General features: G+C 67.1%; 17 protein-coding genes. 12 read left to right on the top strand and 5 right to left on the bottom strand.

The window, feature by feature from the left end; all coding sequences use genetic code 11:
* Position 1: 1 nt before the first annotated feature.
* The 10 genes from ACX3PH_RS01550 (at position 2) to ACX3PH_RS01505 (ending at position 9787) form a co-directional block, all read left to right on the top strand.
* Complete coding sequence (locus tag ACX3PH_RS01550; RefSeq protein WP_459089812.1) at positions 2-1060, top strand: branched-chain amino acid ABC transporter permease; 1059 nt, start codon at positions 2-4, stop codon at positions 1058-1060.
* Positions 1057-1851 carry an ABC transporter ATP-binding protein gene (locus ACX3PH_RS01545; protein ID WP_459088672.1) on the top strand — a complete coding sequence of 265 codons (795 nt, stop codon included), beginning with the start codon at positions 1057-1059 and terminating at the stop codon, positions 1849-1851. Before ACX3PH_RS01550 ends, ACX3PH_RS01545 begins: the two co-directional genes overlap by 4 nt.
* Positions 1838-2548 (top strand): ABC transporter ATP-binding protein, encoded by a 711-nt coding sequence (locus ACX3PH_RS01540; protein ID WP_459088670.1) that lies wholly within the window; start codon positions 1838-1840, stop codon positions 2546-2548. Before ACX3PH_RS01545 ends, ACX3PH_RS01540 begins: the two co-directional genes overlap by 14 nt.
* A 155-nt stretch (positions 2549-2703) precedes the next feature.
* Positions 2704-3888 carry an NAD(P)/FAD-dependent oxidoreductase gene (locus tag ACX3PH_RS01535; RefSeq protein WP_459088668.1) on the top strand — a complete coding sequence of 395 codons (1185 nt, stop codon included), beginning with the start codon at positions 2704-2706 and terminating at the stop codon, positions 3886-3888.
* Positions 3888-4229: a (2Fe-2S)-binding protein gene (locus ACX3PH_RS01530; protein ID WP_459088666.1), complete on the top strand. Its 342-nt coding sequence runs from the start codon at positions 3888-3890 to the stop codon at positions 4227-4229. Before ACX3PH_RS01535 ends, ACX3PH_RS01530 begins: the two co-directional genes overlap by 1 nt.
* Positions 4226-5686 (top strand): FAD-dependent oxidoreductase, encoded by a 1461-nt coding sequence (locus tag ACX3PH_RS01525; protein WP_459088664.1) that lies wholly within the window; start codon positions 4226-4228, stop codon positions 5684-5686. The genes ACX3PH_RS01530 and ACX3PH_RS01525 overlap by 4 nt, the downstream gene beginning before the upstream one ends.
* Positions 5683-6603 carry a dihydrodipicolinate synthase family protein gene (locus tag ACX3PH_RS01520; protein ID WP_459088662.1) on the top strand — a complete coding sequence of 307 codons (921 nt, stop codon included), beginning with the start codon at positions 5683-5685 and terminating at the stop codon, positions 6601-6603. Before ACX3PH_RS01525 ends, ACX3PH_RS01520 begins: the two co-directional genes overlap by 4 nt.
* 2 nt (positions 6604-6605) lie before the next feature.
* A complete protein-coding gene (locus ACX3PH_RS01515) occupies positions 6606-7607 on the top strand; it encodes a proline racemase family protein (protein WP_459088660.1) in 1002 nt (333 codons plus the stop codon).
* Between the two features lie 106 nt (positions 7608-7713).
* Entirely contained in the window at positions 7714-9198 is a 1485-nt protein-coding gene (locus ACX3PH_RS01510; RefSeq protein WP_459088658.1) for an aldehyde dehydrogenase (NADP(+)), read from the top strand.
* Between the two features lie 97 nt (positions 9199-9295).
* Positions 9296-9787 carry a 2-phosphosulfolactate phosphatase gene (locus ACX3PH_RS01505; RefSeq protein WP_459088656.1) on the top strand — a complete coding sequence of 164 codons (492 nt, stop codon included), beginning with the start codon at positions 9296-9298 and terminating at the stop codon, positions 9785-9787.
* A 1-nt stretch (position 9788) separates the two neighbouring features.
* Here the strand turns inward: ACX3PH_RS01505 and ACX3PH_RS01500 are convergent, their stop codons facing one another.
* Positions 9789-10361: a CGNR zinc finger domain-containing protein gene (locus tag ACX3PH_RS01500; protein WP_459088654.1), complete on the bottom strand. Its 573-nt coding sequence runs from the start codon at positions 10359-10361 to the stop codon at positions 9789-9791.
* Positions 10362-10469: 108 nt separating this feature from the next.
* Between ACX3PH_RS01500 and ACX3PH_RS01495 the strand changes: the two genes are divergently transcribed.
* A complete protein-coding gene (locus ACX3PH_RS01495) occupies positions 10470-10886 on the top strand; it encodes an SRPBCC family protein (protein WP_459088652.1) in 417 nt (138 codons plus the stop codon).
* A 21-nt stretch (positions 10887-10907) separates the two neighbouring features.
* On the opposite strand, the gene ACX3PH_RS01490 is transcribed toward ACX3PH_RS01495, so the two are convergent.
* The 4 genes from ACX3PH_RS01490 to ACX3PH_RS01475 form a co-directional block, all read right to left on the bottom strand.
* Positions 10908-11366, bottom strand: a complete 459-nt coding sequence (locus ACX3PH_RS01490; protein WP_459088650.1) for a SprT family zinc-dependent metalloprotease — start codon at positions 11364-11366, stop codon at positions 10908-10910.
* Positions 11367-11455: 89 nt separating this feature from the next.
* A complete protein-coding gene (locus ACX3PH_RS01485; RefSeq protein WP_459088648.1) occupies positions 11456-11968 on the bottom strand; it encodes a hypothetical protein in 513 nt (170 codons plus the stop codon).
* A gap of 29 nt (positions 11969-11997) precedes the next feature.
* The gene (locus tag ACX3PH_RS01480) at positions 11998-13125 is read right to left on the bottom strand and encodes a PQQ-dependent sugar dehydrogenase (RefSeq protein WP_459088646.1); all 1128 of its coding nucleotides are present in this window, start codon (positions 13123-13125) and stop codon (positions 11998-12000) included.
* A gap of 95 nt (positions 13126-13220) precedes the next feature.
* Positions 13221-14078, bottom strand: a complete 858-nt coding sequence (locus ACX3PH_RS01475) for a spermidine synthase (RefSeq protein ID WP_459088644.1) — start codon at positions 14076-14078, stop codon at positions 13221-13223.
* A gap of 26 nt (positions 14079-14104) precedes the next feature.
* Here ACX3PH_RS01475 and speB point away from each other — a divergent pair, with 26 nt between their 5' ends.
* Positions 14105-15115: an agmatinase gene (gene speB / locus ACX3PH_RS01470; protein ID WP_459088642.1), complete on the top strand. Its 1011-nt coding sequence runs from the start codon at positions 14105-14107 to the stop codon at positions 15113-15115.
* Positions 15116-15146: the final 31 nt, after the last annotated feature.

Raw genomic sequence — 15146 nt, 5'->3', positions numbered from 1 at the left:
GATGACGATGGAAGACAAGACCGCGAGCATCGTGACCAACCGGCCGCCCGAGAAGAAGGGCAGTGTCGGCGTCTGGATGACCCGCATCTTCGAGAACAAGCACATCGGCTGGGCCGCCCTCGCGATCGCCCTGATCATGCCGTTCATCATCGCCACGCCGTACGCATTGAACGTGATGACCACCGCAGCGATCTTCGTCGTGCTGGCTGCCGGACTGAACATCGTCGTCGGTTACTGCGGGCTCCTGGACCTCGGGTACATCGCCTTCCTGGCAGTGGGCGCGTACACCGCGGGGATCCTGTCGAAGATGTTCGAGTTACCGGTGCTGTTCACCCTGCCGGCGGTCATCGTGATGACCATCCTGGCCGGGCTCATCATCGGTGCGCCGACGCTGCGACTGCGTAGCGACTACCTGGCGATCGTCACACTGGGCTTCGGAGAGATCACCCGGATCACGGCCAACAACCTCACGATCACCGGCGGCCCATCCGGGATCTTCGGCATCCCCGGAATCCTGAAGATCGGCAACATCGATTTCCAGCATCCGGTGATCTTCTACTACTTCACCGTCATCGTGGTCGCCGGCCTGGTGCTGGCCGCCGCCCGTCTGGGCAAGTCGCGCCTCGGCCGGGCCTGGAAGTTCGTGAAGGAAGACGAGGACGCCGCCGAGGCGATGGGCATCCACACCTACAAGGTGAAACTGCTCGCCTACATCTTCGGCGCAGTCTGGGGAGGCTTCGGTGGCATCCTGTTCGCGTCCCACCTCACCGCGGTCTCCCCGATGAGCTTCCTCTTCCTGCAGTCGGCCCTCGTGCTGATGGCCGTGGTGCTCGGCGGAATGGGCAACATGAAGGGGGTGGTGATCGGCGCGCTGGTCATCAGCCTGCTGCCCGAACTCCTCCGCGACTTCTCCGAGTACCGCTACCTCCTCTTCGGCATCCTCCTGGTCGTCGTGATGGTGTTCCGCCCGCAGGGGTTCTGGCCGCCACACGCCTCCGAGGCTGAGCGGACCAAGCTGAAACGCGACAACACCGCGATCCAGAATGGACTGAGCCGATGAGCGCCGTACTCGTGGTCGAAGACCTGCAGATCGCGTTCGGCGGCGTCAAGGCCGTCGATGGCCTCACCTTCAGCGCCAATGCACGCGAGATCATCGCCGTCATCGGCCCCAACGGTGCGGGGAAGACTTCGGCCTTCAACTGCATCACCGGTTTCTACAAGCCGACCGGAGGCCGCGTGACGCTGGGCGGGGTCGACATCACCGGCAAGCGTCCGGCGGATATCGCCCAGGCCGGGGTCTCGCGCACCTTCCAGAACCTGCGGCTCTTCCACGACATGACGGTGCTCGACAACGTCCGTGCCGGAATGCACCTCTACGGCGGGCAGAACTTCCTCGACGCCATCTTCCACACTCCGCGCTTCAAGCGCAGTGAGGCGTTGTACACCGAGGAAGCCCACCACTGGCTCGACTTCGTCGGGTTCAAGGGGGAGCGCGGTGTTCCGATCCGCAACCTGTCGTACGGCCAGCAGAAGCAGGTCGAGATCGCCCGGGCACTGGCCCGCAAGTCCGAGCTGCTGCTGCTCGACGAACCGGCTGCCGGGCTCAACCACAACGAGAAGCAGTCCCTTCTCGAGCTGTGCCGGCGCATCCGCGACCTGGGAACGGCAATCGTGCTGATCGAGCACGACATGGGGCTGGTCATGGAGGTCTCAGAGCGCATCGTCGTCATGAACTTCGGCAAGGAGATTGCGGATGGCACTCCCGCCGAGGTGAAGGCGAATCCCGCCGTGATCGAGGCCTACCTGGGCAAGGACGAAGACGAGGAGGTGCGGGCAGATGGCGATGCTTGAGTTCGACAACGTCGAGGTCTTCTACGGCAAGGTGCAGGCACTGCGTGGGCTGAGCATCCGCGTCGAGGAGGGCGAGATCGTCGCCCTTCTCGGTAACAATGGGGCGGGCAAGACGACGACGCTGTCCACGGCATCCGCGCTGGTCAGTGCGCAGACCGGATCGATCAGCTTCAACGGAGCCGACATCACCAAGGCGAAGCCGTGGGACGTCGTGGGCTCCGGCCTGATCCACGTCCCAGAGGGACGCCGCATCTTCAGCACCCTCACGGTGTTCGAGAACCTGCAGCTGGGCGGCTACCTGGTGAAGGATCGTGCGCTGATCGCCAAGCGCATCAAGCACGTCTATGAGCTGCTGCCGCTGCTCGAGCAGCGCAAAGGCCAGCAGGGTGGAACGCTCTCCGGAGGTGAGCAGCAGATGCTCGCCATCGGTCGCGCCCTGATCGCCGGTCCCAAGATGCTGATGCTCGATGAGCCGTCGATGGGACTTGCTCCCTTGATCGTGGCGCAGGTCATGCAGGTGATCAGCGACATCCGCGACGAGGGCACGACGGTGCTGCTGGTCGAACAGAATGCCCGTGCCGCGCTGAAGGTCACCGACCGGGCCTACGTGATCGAGGATGGCGCTACCACCCTCGAGGGCCAGGCCTCCGAGCTGATCTCGGACCCCAGGATCATCGACGCCTACCTCGGCGCCTGACAAGATTCGCTCTCTGAGCGTGCTTAAGCGGGTCGAGCGAGCGAAGCGAGGCCTGCCCTGAGCCTGTCGAAGGGTCGAAACCAGCCGAGCTTGTCCAGGCTCCCGCCCTGTAGTATGTTACATATTATCCATTCACGAGGAGGAGCGGGGGCCACATGACGAACAGCGTGCTTGTCATCGGCGCCGGAATCGTCGGCGCAGCCTGCGCCCGCTCCCTCGCCGGCGCCGGGCTGGCGGTCACGATCATCGACCGAACCACAGCGGTCTCCGGAACGACCGCCAGCGGCGAAGGCAACCTCCTCGTCTCCGACAAGGGGCCCGGAGCCGAACTGGAGATGGCGCTACGCGCATCCGCCCGGTGGCCCGAGCTGTCGGCTGAGCTCGCCGAAGAACTGGGGCCGGACTTCCCCGCCATCGAGTACGAGCAGAAGGGTGGCCTGGTCGTCGCGACGACGGATGCCGGCGCCGCGCCGCTAATCGCCTTCGCCACCCGCCAGCGCGGCTCCGGAGTACTGGCCGAAGAACTGTCCATCGCGGATGCGCTGGCGCTGGAGCCCGAGCTCAACCCCACCATCACGGCAGCCGTCTTCTACCCGCAGGACTCCCAGGTGAACCCGGTGGTCGCGGCCGAAGCACTGCTGGCATCAGCCAGGCGCCGTGGTGCTCGGCTGGTGCAGAACGCCAGAGTCACGGGGCCGTTGCTGAGCCGCGACGGCGCGCTGGTTGGAGTAACCACCGAGGCTGGCGAATTCCGGGCGGATGCTGTGGTGATCGCCGCTGGACCATGGTCGGGCACGGTGGCACAGACGCTCGGCGTCATGCTGCCGGTGCACCCCCGCCGAGGCGTCGTGCTGGTGACCTCCAGGATGAGGCACCGCATCTTCCACAAGGTCTACGACGCCGACTATGTCGGTGCGGTGGGGTCGGATGACGCCGCCCTGCAGACATCCAGTGTCGTCGAATCGACGGCATCCGGAACCGTGCTGATCGGTTCCTCCAGGCAGCAGATCGGCTTCGACGCGTCCATGCGACCCGAGGTGATGGCAGAGATCGCCGCCAAGGCGCTCAGGCTGTTCCCGTTCCTCGCCGCCCACCAGGTGATGCGCGCGTATGGCGGCTTCAGGCCGTTCATGCCCGATCACCTCCCGCTGGTCGGTCCAGACCACCGGTTGCCCGGCCTCTGGCACGCGACCGGTCACGAGGGTGCGGGCATCGGCCTCGCGCCGGTCACCGGCAGTCTTATCGCCGCAATGATGACCGGCACTGCACCGGAGCTCGATGTCGCGCCGTACTCGCCCGCCCGTGCCAGCCTCGCGGCGCACCTCGGTGAGGCCGCGTAATGGCCGCGAGACTGCTCCCCTTCGCGGCCGACCCGATCCAGCCATCGGAGCCGACCCCGTTGACCATCACAGTCGACGGGTCCGAAGTGCACGGAGTCGCCGGACAGAGCATCGCCGGCGTCCTGCTCGCCGGAGGCTGCCTGGGCTTCCGTCGCACCTCAGCGCACGACCGGCCGCGCGGGGTCTTTTGCGGAATCGGCGTCTGTTTCGACTGCCTGGTGGTCGTCAACGGTGTCGAGGATGTCCGCGCCTGCCAGCGCAGGGCGAAGGATGGCGACGTCGTGACGACTCAGCATCATCCGCTGCCCGAACATCCGCTTCCGGGGGGTGACGCAGCATGACCCGGGTACTCGTGATCGGCGCGGGCCCCGGGGGTCTTGCCGCCGCCCGCTCGGCCAGGGCCGCCGGCGCTGACGTCGTGCTACTGGACAGCTCAGACTCCCTGGGCGGTCAGTTCTGGCGACACCTCCCGCCGAACCGCCCGGCGCGCAAGGAAGCACAACTGCACCACGGATGGTCGCGCTTCCAGGCACTGGCCACCGAACTGACCGCTGACCCGGGATGCGAGATCGTCCTCGGCGCGCATGTGTGGGCGATCGATGCAGGTGAGCGCCCGACAGTGCACGCGGTGCTCGGCGAGCCGGACGGCCACGGCCGGGAACGCGTGTCGCTCCAGCCGGATGCCATCGTGCTCGCCACCGGCGCCCACGACCGCACCCTGCCGTTCCCGGGCTGGGACCTGCCAGGCGTCTTCACCGCAGGCGCCGCTCAGGCACTCGCCAAGGGGGAACGTCTCGCCGTGGGTCGGCGTGTTGTCGTGGCCGGAGCCGGACCGTTCCTCCTTCCGGTGGCCGCATCGCTGGCCGCCACCGGCTCCCGGGTCGTCGCTGTCATGGAGGCCAATCGAACCGCTGCGCTGGTGCGCGGATGGCTGCCGCGGGCGTGGCAGCTGCTCCCTGCTGCAGGCAAGGGATGGGAACTGGCCGGATACCTCGCCGGGCACTTGAGGCACCGCATCCCGTACCTGCTCGGGCGAACAGTGATCGCCGCACACGGCACCACCCACGTCGAGTCGGTGACCACCGCAAAGCTCGACCGCGACTGGGTGCCGATTCCCGGAACCGAGAAGACCATCGCCGTCGATGCGGTGTGCGTCAGCCACGCATTCACGCCACGCCTCGAACTGGCGCTCGCCGTCGGGTGCGAACTCGACGCCGACCGGTTCGTCCGGGTGGACAAGCGTCAGCTGACCACCATCCCGAACGTGTACGCGGCCGGCGAACTCACCAGCATCGGCGGGGTCGACCTCGCCCTGGCCGAAGGTGCCATCGCCGGTCACTACGCCGCAGGAGCGTCCGGCACCAACCCGGCGCTCGAACGCAGGCGCACCGTCTTCTCCCGGTTCGCCGCCCGCATTGAAGCCGCCCACGGCATCAAACGCGGCTGGCCGGCCTGGCTGACGGCGGAAACCATCGTGTGCCGCTGCGAAGAAGTCAGCTACGGGAGCCTCTGCTCAGCGGCCGCGGCCACAGACTCGCAGTCCCTTCGGTCGCTGAAACTGAGCACCCGCGCTGGGCTCGGAATCTGCCAGGGCCGCATCTGCGGCCGCACCATCGAGCATCTCCTCGCGCAGCAGGCTCCCGGATCCGCACTCAGCGACGGCACCGTGAGCGACCGGCGCCCGATCGCGGTTCCGATCCGCATCGGCGAACTGGCCAGCGCCCCCATCCGCGCTTCCACTACCCAACAAACCACCACACGGCAGCCAGTGAAGGCTCCACGAAAGGAAAAACCATGAGCAAGAATTTTGACCTCGGCGGAGTCGTCGTCGCGACGACCCTCCCGTTCAAGGAAGACCCGTCCGCTCCGGCCGGCCTCGCCGTCGACTACGACAAGTTCGCCGAGCACGTCGACTTCCTGATGAACAACGGATGCCGCGGCGTCGGCCCCAACGGATCGCTCGGCGAGTACGAAGCACTCACCGATGAGGAGCGCCGCAAGGTCATCCAGGTTGCCGTCAAGGCAGTGGATGGCCGCGGAATCGTCATTGCCGGCGTGCACGGCACCGGCTGGCACGCCGCGAAGAAGTGGGCAGAGTACGCGAAGGAGGACGGTGCTGACGGCCTCCTGCTTCTCCCCCCGACGATTTACAAGTCGAACGACGACGAGATCGTCGAGCACTTCGCGAAGGTGGCCGAAGTGGGGCTGCCCATCATGGCCTACAACAACCCGTTCTCGACCAAGATCGACCTCACGCCAGAGCTCATCGCCCGTCTGGCCGAGATCCCGGAAGTTGTGGCCATCAAGGAGTTCTCCGGGGACATCCGCCGCATCCTCGCCATTCGTGAACTGTGCGACATCGACATCATCTGCGGCACCGACGACCTGCTGTTCGAGTCGCTCGTTGTGGGCGCCCAGGGTTGGTTCGCCGGCTACCCGAACGCCTTCCCCAAGGAGGCCGTCGCAATCTACGATCTCGTCAAGGCGGGAGACATCGCCGGGGCGTTCGAGATCTACGAGCAGTTGATCACCGTGTTCCGCTGGGACACCAAGATCGAGTTCGTGCAGGCCATCAAGCTGTCCATGGACCTGACCGGCCAGACCTACGGTGGCGTCACCCGTCCGCCGCGTGGCCCGCTCAGCCCTGAGCAGCACGCCCAGGTGACCGCTGACACGAAGAAGGCACTCGACTACATCGCGAGCCGTAAGGTCTAAGTATGCGTTCCAGCCGGATGTACACAGCGGTTGACTCCCACACCGAGGGGATGCCCACACGGGTCATCACCGGCGGTGTGGGGGTCATCCCTGGCGCCACCATGAACGAGAAGCGCCTCTACTTCATGGAGCACCTGGATGACATCCGGTTGTTCCTGATGAACGAACCGCGCGGACACGCCGCCATGAGCGGTGCGATCCTGCAGGCGCCGACACGCGACGACTGTGACTGGGGCGTCGTCTATATCGAAGTCTCCGGATGCCTGCCGATGTGCGGTCACGGAACGATCGGTGTGGCGACGGTGCTGGTGGAGACCGGCATGGTTCCGGTCGTCGAGCCGGTGACCACTATCCGCCTGGACACCCCGGCCGGTCTGGTCATCGCGCGGGTGGCGGTCAGCGACGGCCACGCAGACTCGGTGACGATCGAGAACGTTCCCTCCTACAGCGTCCGGCTGGATGACACTGTGGACGTTCCGGGCTACGGCACCATCCCGTACAGCCTGGCGTTCGGCGGAAACTTCTACGCCATGGTCGACCTGGATGCCGTCGGCCTGGACTTCGATCGCGACAACCAGCAGGAGATCCTGGCGGCGGGCCTCGCGATCATGGAGGCGATCAACACCACCAATCCGCCGCAGCATCCGGAGATCGACGGACTCGACCACTGCCATCACGTCGAGTTCATCGCGCCAGGGTCGACGGCCGAATACTCGCGCCACGCCATGGCCATCTACCCCGGCTGGTTCGACCGCTCGCCCTGCGGCACCGGCACCTCCGCCCGCATGGCTGAGCTGTGGGCGCGCGGCGAACTTCCGCTCGACCAGGACTTCATCAACGAGTCGTTCATCGGTTCGCGCTTCACTGGACGCCTGGTGCGCGAAACCACCGTCGCGGGCATCCCGGCTGTCGTGCCGACCATCACCGGCCGCGCCTGGGTGACCGGAATCGGACAATACCTGCTCGACCCGTCCGACCCGTTCCCCACCGGCTTCCAGTTCTAGCTGATATTTCTGCGGGTTGAGACCCTGAAGCGGACCGAGCCGTCAGGCGGGTCGAGCTTGTCGAGACCAACTGAGCTTGTCGAAGTAACTAAGGAGCACCACGAAAATGTCCCAAGACCTGAACCGCATAGCGGCCCGCGCAGCCGAAATCGCTCCCCTCTGGGCGGCTACCACGCCTCAGCAGCGGGCGACCGCCCTGGTCGCGGCAGCGGGTGCCCTGACCGCCGCCAGGGAATCCCTCGTCGCCACCGCGATGGAGGAGACCGGGCTCGCCGAGGCACGCCTCACCGGCGAGCTGAACCGCACGGCGGTGCAGCTCAAGCTTTTCGCTGAAACCGTCATCGACGGCGAGTACCTCGACGTGCGCATCGACGAGGCCGACTCCGACTTCGCGCTCGGCGTGCGCCCGGATGTCCGCCGCTACCGCATCCCGGTCGGACCGGTGCTGAACTTCGCTGCCAGCAACTTCCCGTTCGCCTTCTCGGTCGCCGGAGGTGACACGGCGGCTGCTCTCGCGGCCGGCTGCCCGGTCATCGTCAAGGCCCACTCCGGGCATCCGCGCCTCTCGGTGGAAACCGCGAAGGTGGTCTCGGATGCCCTGGTCGCCGCCGGAGCGCCCGAGGGCGTGCTCCAGCTGATCTCCGGGCAGCAGGCCGGGGTCGACATGCTGAAGGACCCGCGCATCAAGGCGGGCAGCTTCACCGGTTCGATCCGGGTAGGGCGGATGCTCGCAGACATCGCAGCAGCGCGCCCCACCCCGATCCCGTTCTACGGGGAGCTCGGGAGTGTCAACCCGGCCTTCGTCACTCGCGCGGGACTCGCGGCCTCGGCCGACGCCATCGTGGACGGGTTCGTGACCAGTGTTGCCGGGTCGGCCGGCCAGCTGTGCACCAAGCCGGGATTCCTGTTCGTGCCGGGGCAGAACGCGCTCGCCGAGCGCATCGCATCCGCCGCTTCGGTGGTGAACGAGCACCGCCTGCTGAACCCGGGCATCACTGCCGGCTACCGCGGTCGGCGCGACGCGATCCTGTCGACGCCGGGCGTCACGGTGATCGCTGAGGGCGACGTCCGCGTCGATGAGGATGGCAACGGCTGGGCGACGCCGACCATCGTCAGTGTGCCGGCATCCGTGCTCCGTGAACACCACGAGACACTGCTCGACGAGGCCTTCGGACCGCTCTCGGTGCTGGTCGAGTACGACGATGAGGCTGAGCTTGCGCCGCTGGCAGTCGAACTGTTCCAGGGCAACCTCACCGGTACGGTGCACGCCGCCGACGGAGAGAACACCCCGGAACTGCGGGAGCTGGTGTCGTGGCTCACCCAGAGCACCGGCCGCGTGCTGTTCGGGGGCTGGCCGACTGGTGTCGCCGTCACCCCGGCGATGCAACACGGCGGGCCGTGGCCGGCAACAACCAACGACTCCAGCACCTCGGTCGGCAGCGCCGCGATCGGACGCTTCCTGCGACCTGTCGCCTATCAGGGCGCGCCGCAGGACCTGTTGCCGCCGCCACTGCGCGACGACAACCCGTGGGGTGTTCCGCAGCAGCGCAACCCGGCGGGCGTCTCCAGGAGCTGGGGCTCCCGCGTGTAACCCTTGCGGCGCTGCCCCTTTAGTGACGCGCGCCCCCTTGAATGACCGCGTGTGACGCTAAGGGCCGCGTGGCGGGCGGGCTCGGTAATCTGGTCCCATGACTCCGCAGGCCCAGTACCAGGTTCGCTTCGACTGGGGAACCTCTGGTGCGACGGCGGTGGGCGACGGCGCGGATGTCATCATCTGGGTCGATGAGCAGCCCGCCACGCCGCGGGAGCTGCCGTCTCTCCCCTTGGTCGTCGCGGGAGGCATCCGCAACTCTGCTGCAGTTGCCGAGTGGGTGCTGTCCCAGCAAGGGGAGCGCGGCGACCGGTTCACCGTCGCGGTGATTGCCGCGGGCGAGAAGCGCAGTGACGGCAGTCTGCGGTTTGCCGTCGAAGACCTCCTGGGTGCTGGCGCCGTCATTGACGCCCTCGCCGCCGTGGGGATCGACTACTGCTCGCCGGAGGCCGCAGCAGCGTGCGCCGCGTACACCAGCCTCCGCCGGGGAGCCGCGCACCTCATCAGCGCCTCAGAATCAGGCATGGCACTCGGCATGCGGATGCCCGACCTCGACCCGGTCGACGAGGTGCCCGTCTTCCGCCAGTGACCTACCCAGCCACACGCGCCCTGTACGCCCGAACCTTTGCCCGGTTCCCGCAGCGCTGCATCGAACACCACCGGCGGTTCTCGGAGCGCGAGTCGTCGTAGAACACCATCGCGCAGTCCGCTGCGGCGCAACTGCGGATGCGCCCGGCACCGCGCTCCCCGAACAGGTCGACGGCGTCCCGCGCCACCGAGGCGAGTGCCTGTGCGACCCGCACCTTCCCGGCGCCCGCCTGTCGGCGTCCGCCGGTGAGGGCGGGCGGAATGTCCGGCGTGGCGGCGTAGAGGTTGATCACGTCCACGTCTTCCGGCGTCGCTGACATTTCTCGGGTGCGCGCGATCGCCACCCGCGCGATGGCGTCCCCAAGCGCCTCGGCGTCTTTCAACTCTCGGTCGGTCGCCGAATCGTCGACCCGGGAGAACCGCTGGCCGAGCCACTCGGCCAGGTCGGCCGGGTTGATGAATGAGGCGTAGCCGAAGTCGAGGCTGACGGAACCCGAGTCGAACCACCAGCGGGTGCCGCTGTCCGAGTTCAGCCACTGGCCGGTCGATCGGTGGGAGCGGTCAGCAGAATCCATGTAACCAAGGTAGCTGGTTACGGATGCCGCCCCAACAGTCCCATACGGCCGAGCTTTACCTCGAATGGTTGCACTTGGGTGCTGAGCGCAGCGAATACAGTTGGTCTCATGGATGCGAAGGGTGACCGGGTTGGTTTGACCAAAGACGCCGGCTGGGAGGTCGGGGTGCGAAAGACGGTGGCAGTGCCACTTGCGGTCGTCTGGGACTACCTGGTCAGCGACGGTCTTGCGCTGTGGTTGGGCAACACGAAGCTCGACCTTGAGAAGGGCTTCCATTATCAGACGGATGACGGCGTGCGTGGCGAGGTTCGCACCGTCACCCCGGGACGCAAGCTGCGGTTGACCTGGCATCCGGATGACTGGCCGCACGACACACTGCTGCAGGTCACGGTGAAGGAGGCGGCAACCGGAACCACGATTGCCTTCCATCACGAGCAGCTGGCCGATCGGGGGGAGCGTCACATGATGCTCGGCCACTGGAAGAACGTTGTCGACGAACTGGCCAGGGCGGTCGAAGGCTACTAGCGCCAGGAAGCATTTCAACGCTTACGCAGCCCGCCGGTTCTCCCAGTGGATGGCGTTGGCCGTGTCGAAACGCCGGGAGCACTTCCCACACGACAACGCCCGCGCTGGCCTGCGATAGCGGTAGTGCACGTGACCGGCCGGGCAGGTGCCGACCCAGGGCGCAAACTCGGTGGCCACTTGCCCGTCATGGGTTCGCTTGCCGACGTAGCCGATCTCCCGGGCGATCGCCTTCCACTGCGGACCGTGCCCGGCCCTGGCACCGGCCAGGGCGTGCGCTACCTCATGCAGCAGGACCTGGTGGATCTCGTCATCCTCGAAGCGGTCCGCCAGGTAGCGCGACACCGTGATGCGCTTGCGGGTGTAGTTGCAGAGGCCCGCACGGGTTTTCGCGTTGTCGAAACCGAATGACCACTCGGTGGGGTCCAGGTGGAGCGCGATCAGGGCATCCGCCCACCGCCTCACTCGCATCAACTCAGCCACGAAACGACCCTAACCGGCGGCGCCGACGCTCAGCCTGAGACGGCGCAGGACGACACGCACTCTCACAGGACCAGGCGGGGGAGGAGTGGTCACGCGACCAGGAACGACTCCGCGATCGCGATGGCGACCATCGAGGCGTCGACCTGGTCCGCCGCGGCGCCGATGCGCACGCGGATGGTCACGGCGGTACGAAAGTCGAGCAGCGCCGACTTCAGCTCCTCCTGGTCGAAATAGACGAGACCCCGGGCGTGGAGGGCTGCAGCCTCGGCCCCCGCCCAGTCATGGCCGCGCGCCTCATCGACGCAGGACGTCAGCTCGATCAACGCCGGATCGAGCTTGCCCAAATAGTGCTGCACCTGGGCGCGGCGGATGCGCGCCAGGCAGAGTTCCTGCCGATCCCCCGAGAACCGGGCCTGACGCAGCGCATCATTCGCCATGTCCCAGGCCTCGTCCAGCCGGCCGACCAGGCGAAGCAGGGTCACCTTCTCGTTGAGGGCCTCGGTGTTGCGTTGCACACCGATCTCGTCGAGGCGCTCGCCTGCAGCCCGCAGGTCGACCTTCTCCCGAAGGGTGATTGGGTCATAGCCCACGATGATGCTCACGTACTGCCCCGATCCGTTACTGTCTCAGGTTAACCCGTGACCTGCTCCACCAGCCGTATCTCGAGCAGCTTGTCGTCATCCGGTGCCGGGTTCCCTCGGCCATCGGTGTTGTTGGTCAGCACCCAGAGGGTGCCGTCCGGGCCGGGGATGGCGTCGCGCAGCCTGCCGTACTCCGCGGTGAACCAGGGCACGGCATCCACCCTCGTGTCGACCGGGTAGATCGCCCAGAGCGCCTGCCCGCGCAGGGCCGCGAGGAAGAAGGTGTTGTCGACGTAGGCGAGGCCGCTCGGGCTCGCCTCAGCGGTCGACCACTGGTAGACCGGGTCGTCGAACCCGGTGACGCCCGCAGCCCCCTCGACCTCCGGCCAGCCGTAGTTATGGCCGGGCTGGATCACATTGAGCTCGTCCCAGGTGTTCTGCCCGAACTCGGCCGCCCACAGCCGGCCGGTATCATCCCAGGCGATCCCCTGCGGGTTACGATGACCGAGCGAGTAGACGAGCGAGCCCGGCGTCGGGTTGTCTGCCGACGCGGCCCCCTCCGGTGTCATTCGCAGGATCTTGCCGTTCAGCGACTCCGGGTCCTGCGAGCTGGACGCGTCCCCCGCATCACCGGAGGTCGCGTAGAGCATGCCGTCCGGTCCGAACTTGATGCGCCCGCCGTTGTGGTTCCCTGCCTTCGCGATTCCGCTGAGAACGACGGATGCCTCCCCCAGGCTGAGCGATCCGGCCTCGCCCTCCACCGGCATCCGCACAATGCGGTTGTCGGAGTCGGACGTGAAGTAGGCGTAAAGCCACAGGCCTTCGCCGCTTTCGAGTACGTCGATGCCGAGCAGGCCGCCTTCTCCGCGTGGTTGCACACCGGCGATCGTGCCGACGTCGCGCACCTCACCATCCGGGGTCAGCTCCTTGATGAGCGCAGTGTCGCGCTCACTGATCAGCGCGGACCCGTTCGCCAGCCGCACCACCGACCACGGCGCATCCAACCCCGAGGCAATGACCGTGGGGGTGCTGCCCGGCTGCACCTGCGCGGTGTTGGTCGGGGGCGGCGAAGTCGGGCTCGGCAGCGGCGCGGTCGGTGTACTCGGCGTCGTGCCGCATCCGGCCACCGCGAGCGCCGCCGCCAGCACTACCCCGACCCGCACACTCCGCCCGCGCATGCATCCATCATTCCGGATGCGCCCGCGAAAGTGCCCGTTCCGGAGAATTGCATCCGTTCCGCGGGGCACTATTCTCCGGAACGGGCACTATGGGGTCAGTCGCGGCGGTTCACCTGGAAGATGCTCTTCGACGGAGGCGGCGACGGGATGGCCGTGGCATCGGTCGCCACCGGTGCGCCGGCGATCCAGGAGACCAGCTCGGCACCGGACACCAGCTTGGCCGGATGCGGTCCACCGGCCAGCAGGCGCGGCATCCATTCGAGGGGGAGCGCAGTCGCAGAGCCGACGAGCACCACGTTGCCGAAGCGCCGACCCTTGAGGATCTGCGTCTCGGCGAGAGCCGCAGCATGCCCGGTCGCCGCCAGCAGGGTTGCCGCCTGACTTCGGGCGAACTCCAGGCCCGGGCCGTCGGCGATGTTGACACAGACCACGCCGCCCGGCGCGAGCATGGCCGCGGCTGCCGTGTAGAACTCGAGGCTGGTCACGTGCGCGGGGATTCGCGCGCCGCCGAACACATCGACGACCAGCAGGTCGACGGCACCCCGCAGCCCGGCCGGAAATTTCTCGAGCACCGCACGCGCGTCTCCGTGCCTGACCCGGATGGGTGCAGTCCGCGACCAGGGCAGGTGCTCGCGAACGAAGTCGACCAGGTCACTCTCCAGTTCGACGACCTGCTGCCGCGAGCCGGGCCTGGTCGCTTCGACGTAGCGGGGGAGGGTGAGCGCGCCGGCACCCAGGTGCACCGCGGTGATCGGGCCATCCGGCAGCTGGTCGATCACGTGTCCGATGCGCTGCACGTATTCGAAGAACAGTTGCGAAGGGTCGTCGACGTTGACGTGTGATTGCGGCGTGCCGTCGACGATGAGCGTGTAGCTGCCTCGGCTCCACCGATCCGGTTCGATGACGGCGCGGTACCCGCTGTTCTTCAGCACAATCGACGGGTTCTCGCTCATGCCTACGACCCTGCCACACTAAACGGATGACGAACCCACCGAAGCGGGACGTAGCACCCGGCATGCAGGCCCAACTCGACGCCTCCTCTTATATGGGGCCGGCAACGTTCGGGATGCGCCCCCTCCTGACCGAACCCGAGCAGCTCGATGACTGGCGGCCCGATGTTGCGATCGTCGGATGCCCGTGGGACGACAGCACCACCAACCGCCCGGGCGCTCGCTTCGGCCCCCGCGCCCTCCGCGCGAACGCCTACGACCCGGGTACCTACCACCTCGACCTCGGCATCGAGATCTTCGAGAATCTCGAGGTGATCGACTACGGCGACGCGATCGTCACCCACGGCATGTGGGAGCTGTCGCGCGCGGCGATGCACCAGCGGGTCGCCGAGGTGGCCAGCCGCGGCATCATCCCGATCATCCTCGGCGGCGACCACTCGGTCACCTGGCCTGCCGCTACGGCCGTCGCTGAGCACCACGGTTTCGGCAACGTGGGCATGATCCACTTCGACGCGCATGCCGACACGGCGGAGAACCTGCGCGGCAACCTGGCCAGCCACGGCAGCCCGATGCGCCGGCTGATCGAGTCGGGTGCGATTCCCGGCCGCAACTTCATCCAGGTCGGGCTGCGCGGTTACTGGCCGGGCGAAGAGGATCAGAAGTGGATGCGCGACAACGGCCTCCGCCACCACCCGATGCAGGAGATCTGGGAGCGTGGCGTCAAGGACGTGATGGCGGATGTCATCGCCGAGGCTCTCGACGGAACGGATGCCATCTACCTCTCTATAGACATCGACGTTCTCGACCCCGCGTTCGCCCCTGCCACCGGCACGCCGGCACCGGGCGGTTTCGCCCCGATCGACCTGCTTCGGGTGGTGCGCCAGATCGTGCTCGACACCAACGTGGTCGCCATGGACGTGATGGAGGTTGCGCCGGCCTATGACCATGCGGATGTCACGGTCAACAATGCGCACGGCCTGATCTGGGAGGCTCTCGGCGCCCTCGCCTACAAGAACAAGCACCGCGACTCTGTGGGTTGAGTAGCGCGCCAGCGCGTATCGAAACCGGCCG

The organism is Homoserinimonas sp. A520 (assembly GCF_054489245.1).
Note: the sequence above shows the minus strand (reverse complement) of the source record. Positions and strands in the feature narration are given on the sequence as shown.

Coding starts and splice junctions, on each gene's coding strand:
- ACX3PH_RS01550 (WP_459089812.1), top strand. CDS start 2: ATGACGATGGAAGACAAGACCGCGAGCATCGTGACCAACCGGCCGCCC.
- ACX3PH_RS01545 (WP_459088672.1), top strand. CDS start 1,057: ATGAGCGCCGTACTCGTGGTCGAAGACCTGCAGATCGCGTTCGGCGGC.
- ACX3PH_RS01540 (WP_459088670.1), top strand. CDS start 1,838: ATGGCGATGCTTGAGTTCGACAACGTCGAGGTCTTCTACGGCAAGGTG.
- ACX3PH_RS01535 (WP_459088668.1), top strand. CDS start 2,704: ATGACGAACAGCGTGCTTGTCATCGGCGCCGGAATCGTCGGCGCAGCC.
- ACX3PH_RS01530 (WP_459088666.1), top strand. CDS start 3,888: ATGGCCGCGAGACTGCTCCCCTTCGCGGCCGACCCGATCCAGCCATCG.
- ACX3PH_RS01525 (WP_459088664.1), top strand. CDS start 4,226: ATGACCCGGGTACTCGTGATCGGCGCGGGCCCCGGGGGTCTTGCCGCC.
- ACX3PH_RS01520 (WP_459088662.1), top strand. CDS start 5,683: ATGAGCAAGAATTTTGACCTCGGCGGAGTCGTCGTCGCGACGACCCTC.
- ACX3PH_RS01515 (WP_459088660.1), top strand. CDS start 6,606: ATGCGTTCCAGCCGGATGTACACAGCGGTTGACTCCCACACCGAGGGG.
- ACX3PH_RS01510 (WP_459088658.1), top strand. CDS start 7,714: ATGTCCCAAGACCTGAACCGCATAGCGGCCCGCGCAGCCGAAATCGCT.
- ACX3PH_RS01505 (WP_459088656.1), top strand. CDS start 9,296: ATGACTCCGCAGGCCCAGTACCAGGTTCGCTTCGACTGGGGAACCTCT.
- ACX3PH_RS01500 (WP_459088654.1), bottom strand. CDS start 10,361: ATGGATTCTGCTGACCGCTCCCACCGATCGACCGGCCAGTGGCTGAAC.
- ACX3PH_RS01495 (WP_459088652.1), top strand. CDS start 10,470: ATGGATGCGAAGGGTGACCGGGTTGGTTTGACCAAAGACGCCGGCTGG.
- ACX3PH_RS01480 (WP_459088646.1), bottom strand. CDS start 13,125: ATGCGCGGGCGGAGTGTGCGGGTCGGGGTAGTGCTGGCGGCGGCGCTC.
- ACX3PH_RS01475 (WP_459088644.1), bottom strand. CDS start 14,078: ATGAGCGAGAACCCGTCGATTGTGCTGAAGAACAGCGGGTACCGCGCC.
- speB (WP_459088642.1), top strand. CDS start 14,105: ATGACGAACCCACCGAAGCGGGACGTAGCACCCGGCATGCAGGCCCAA.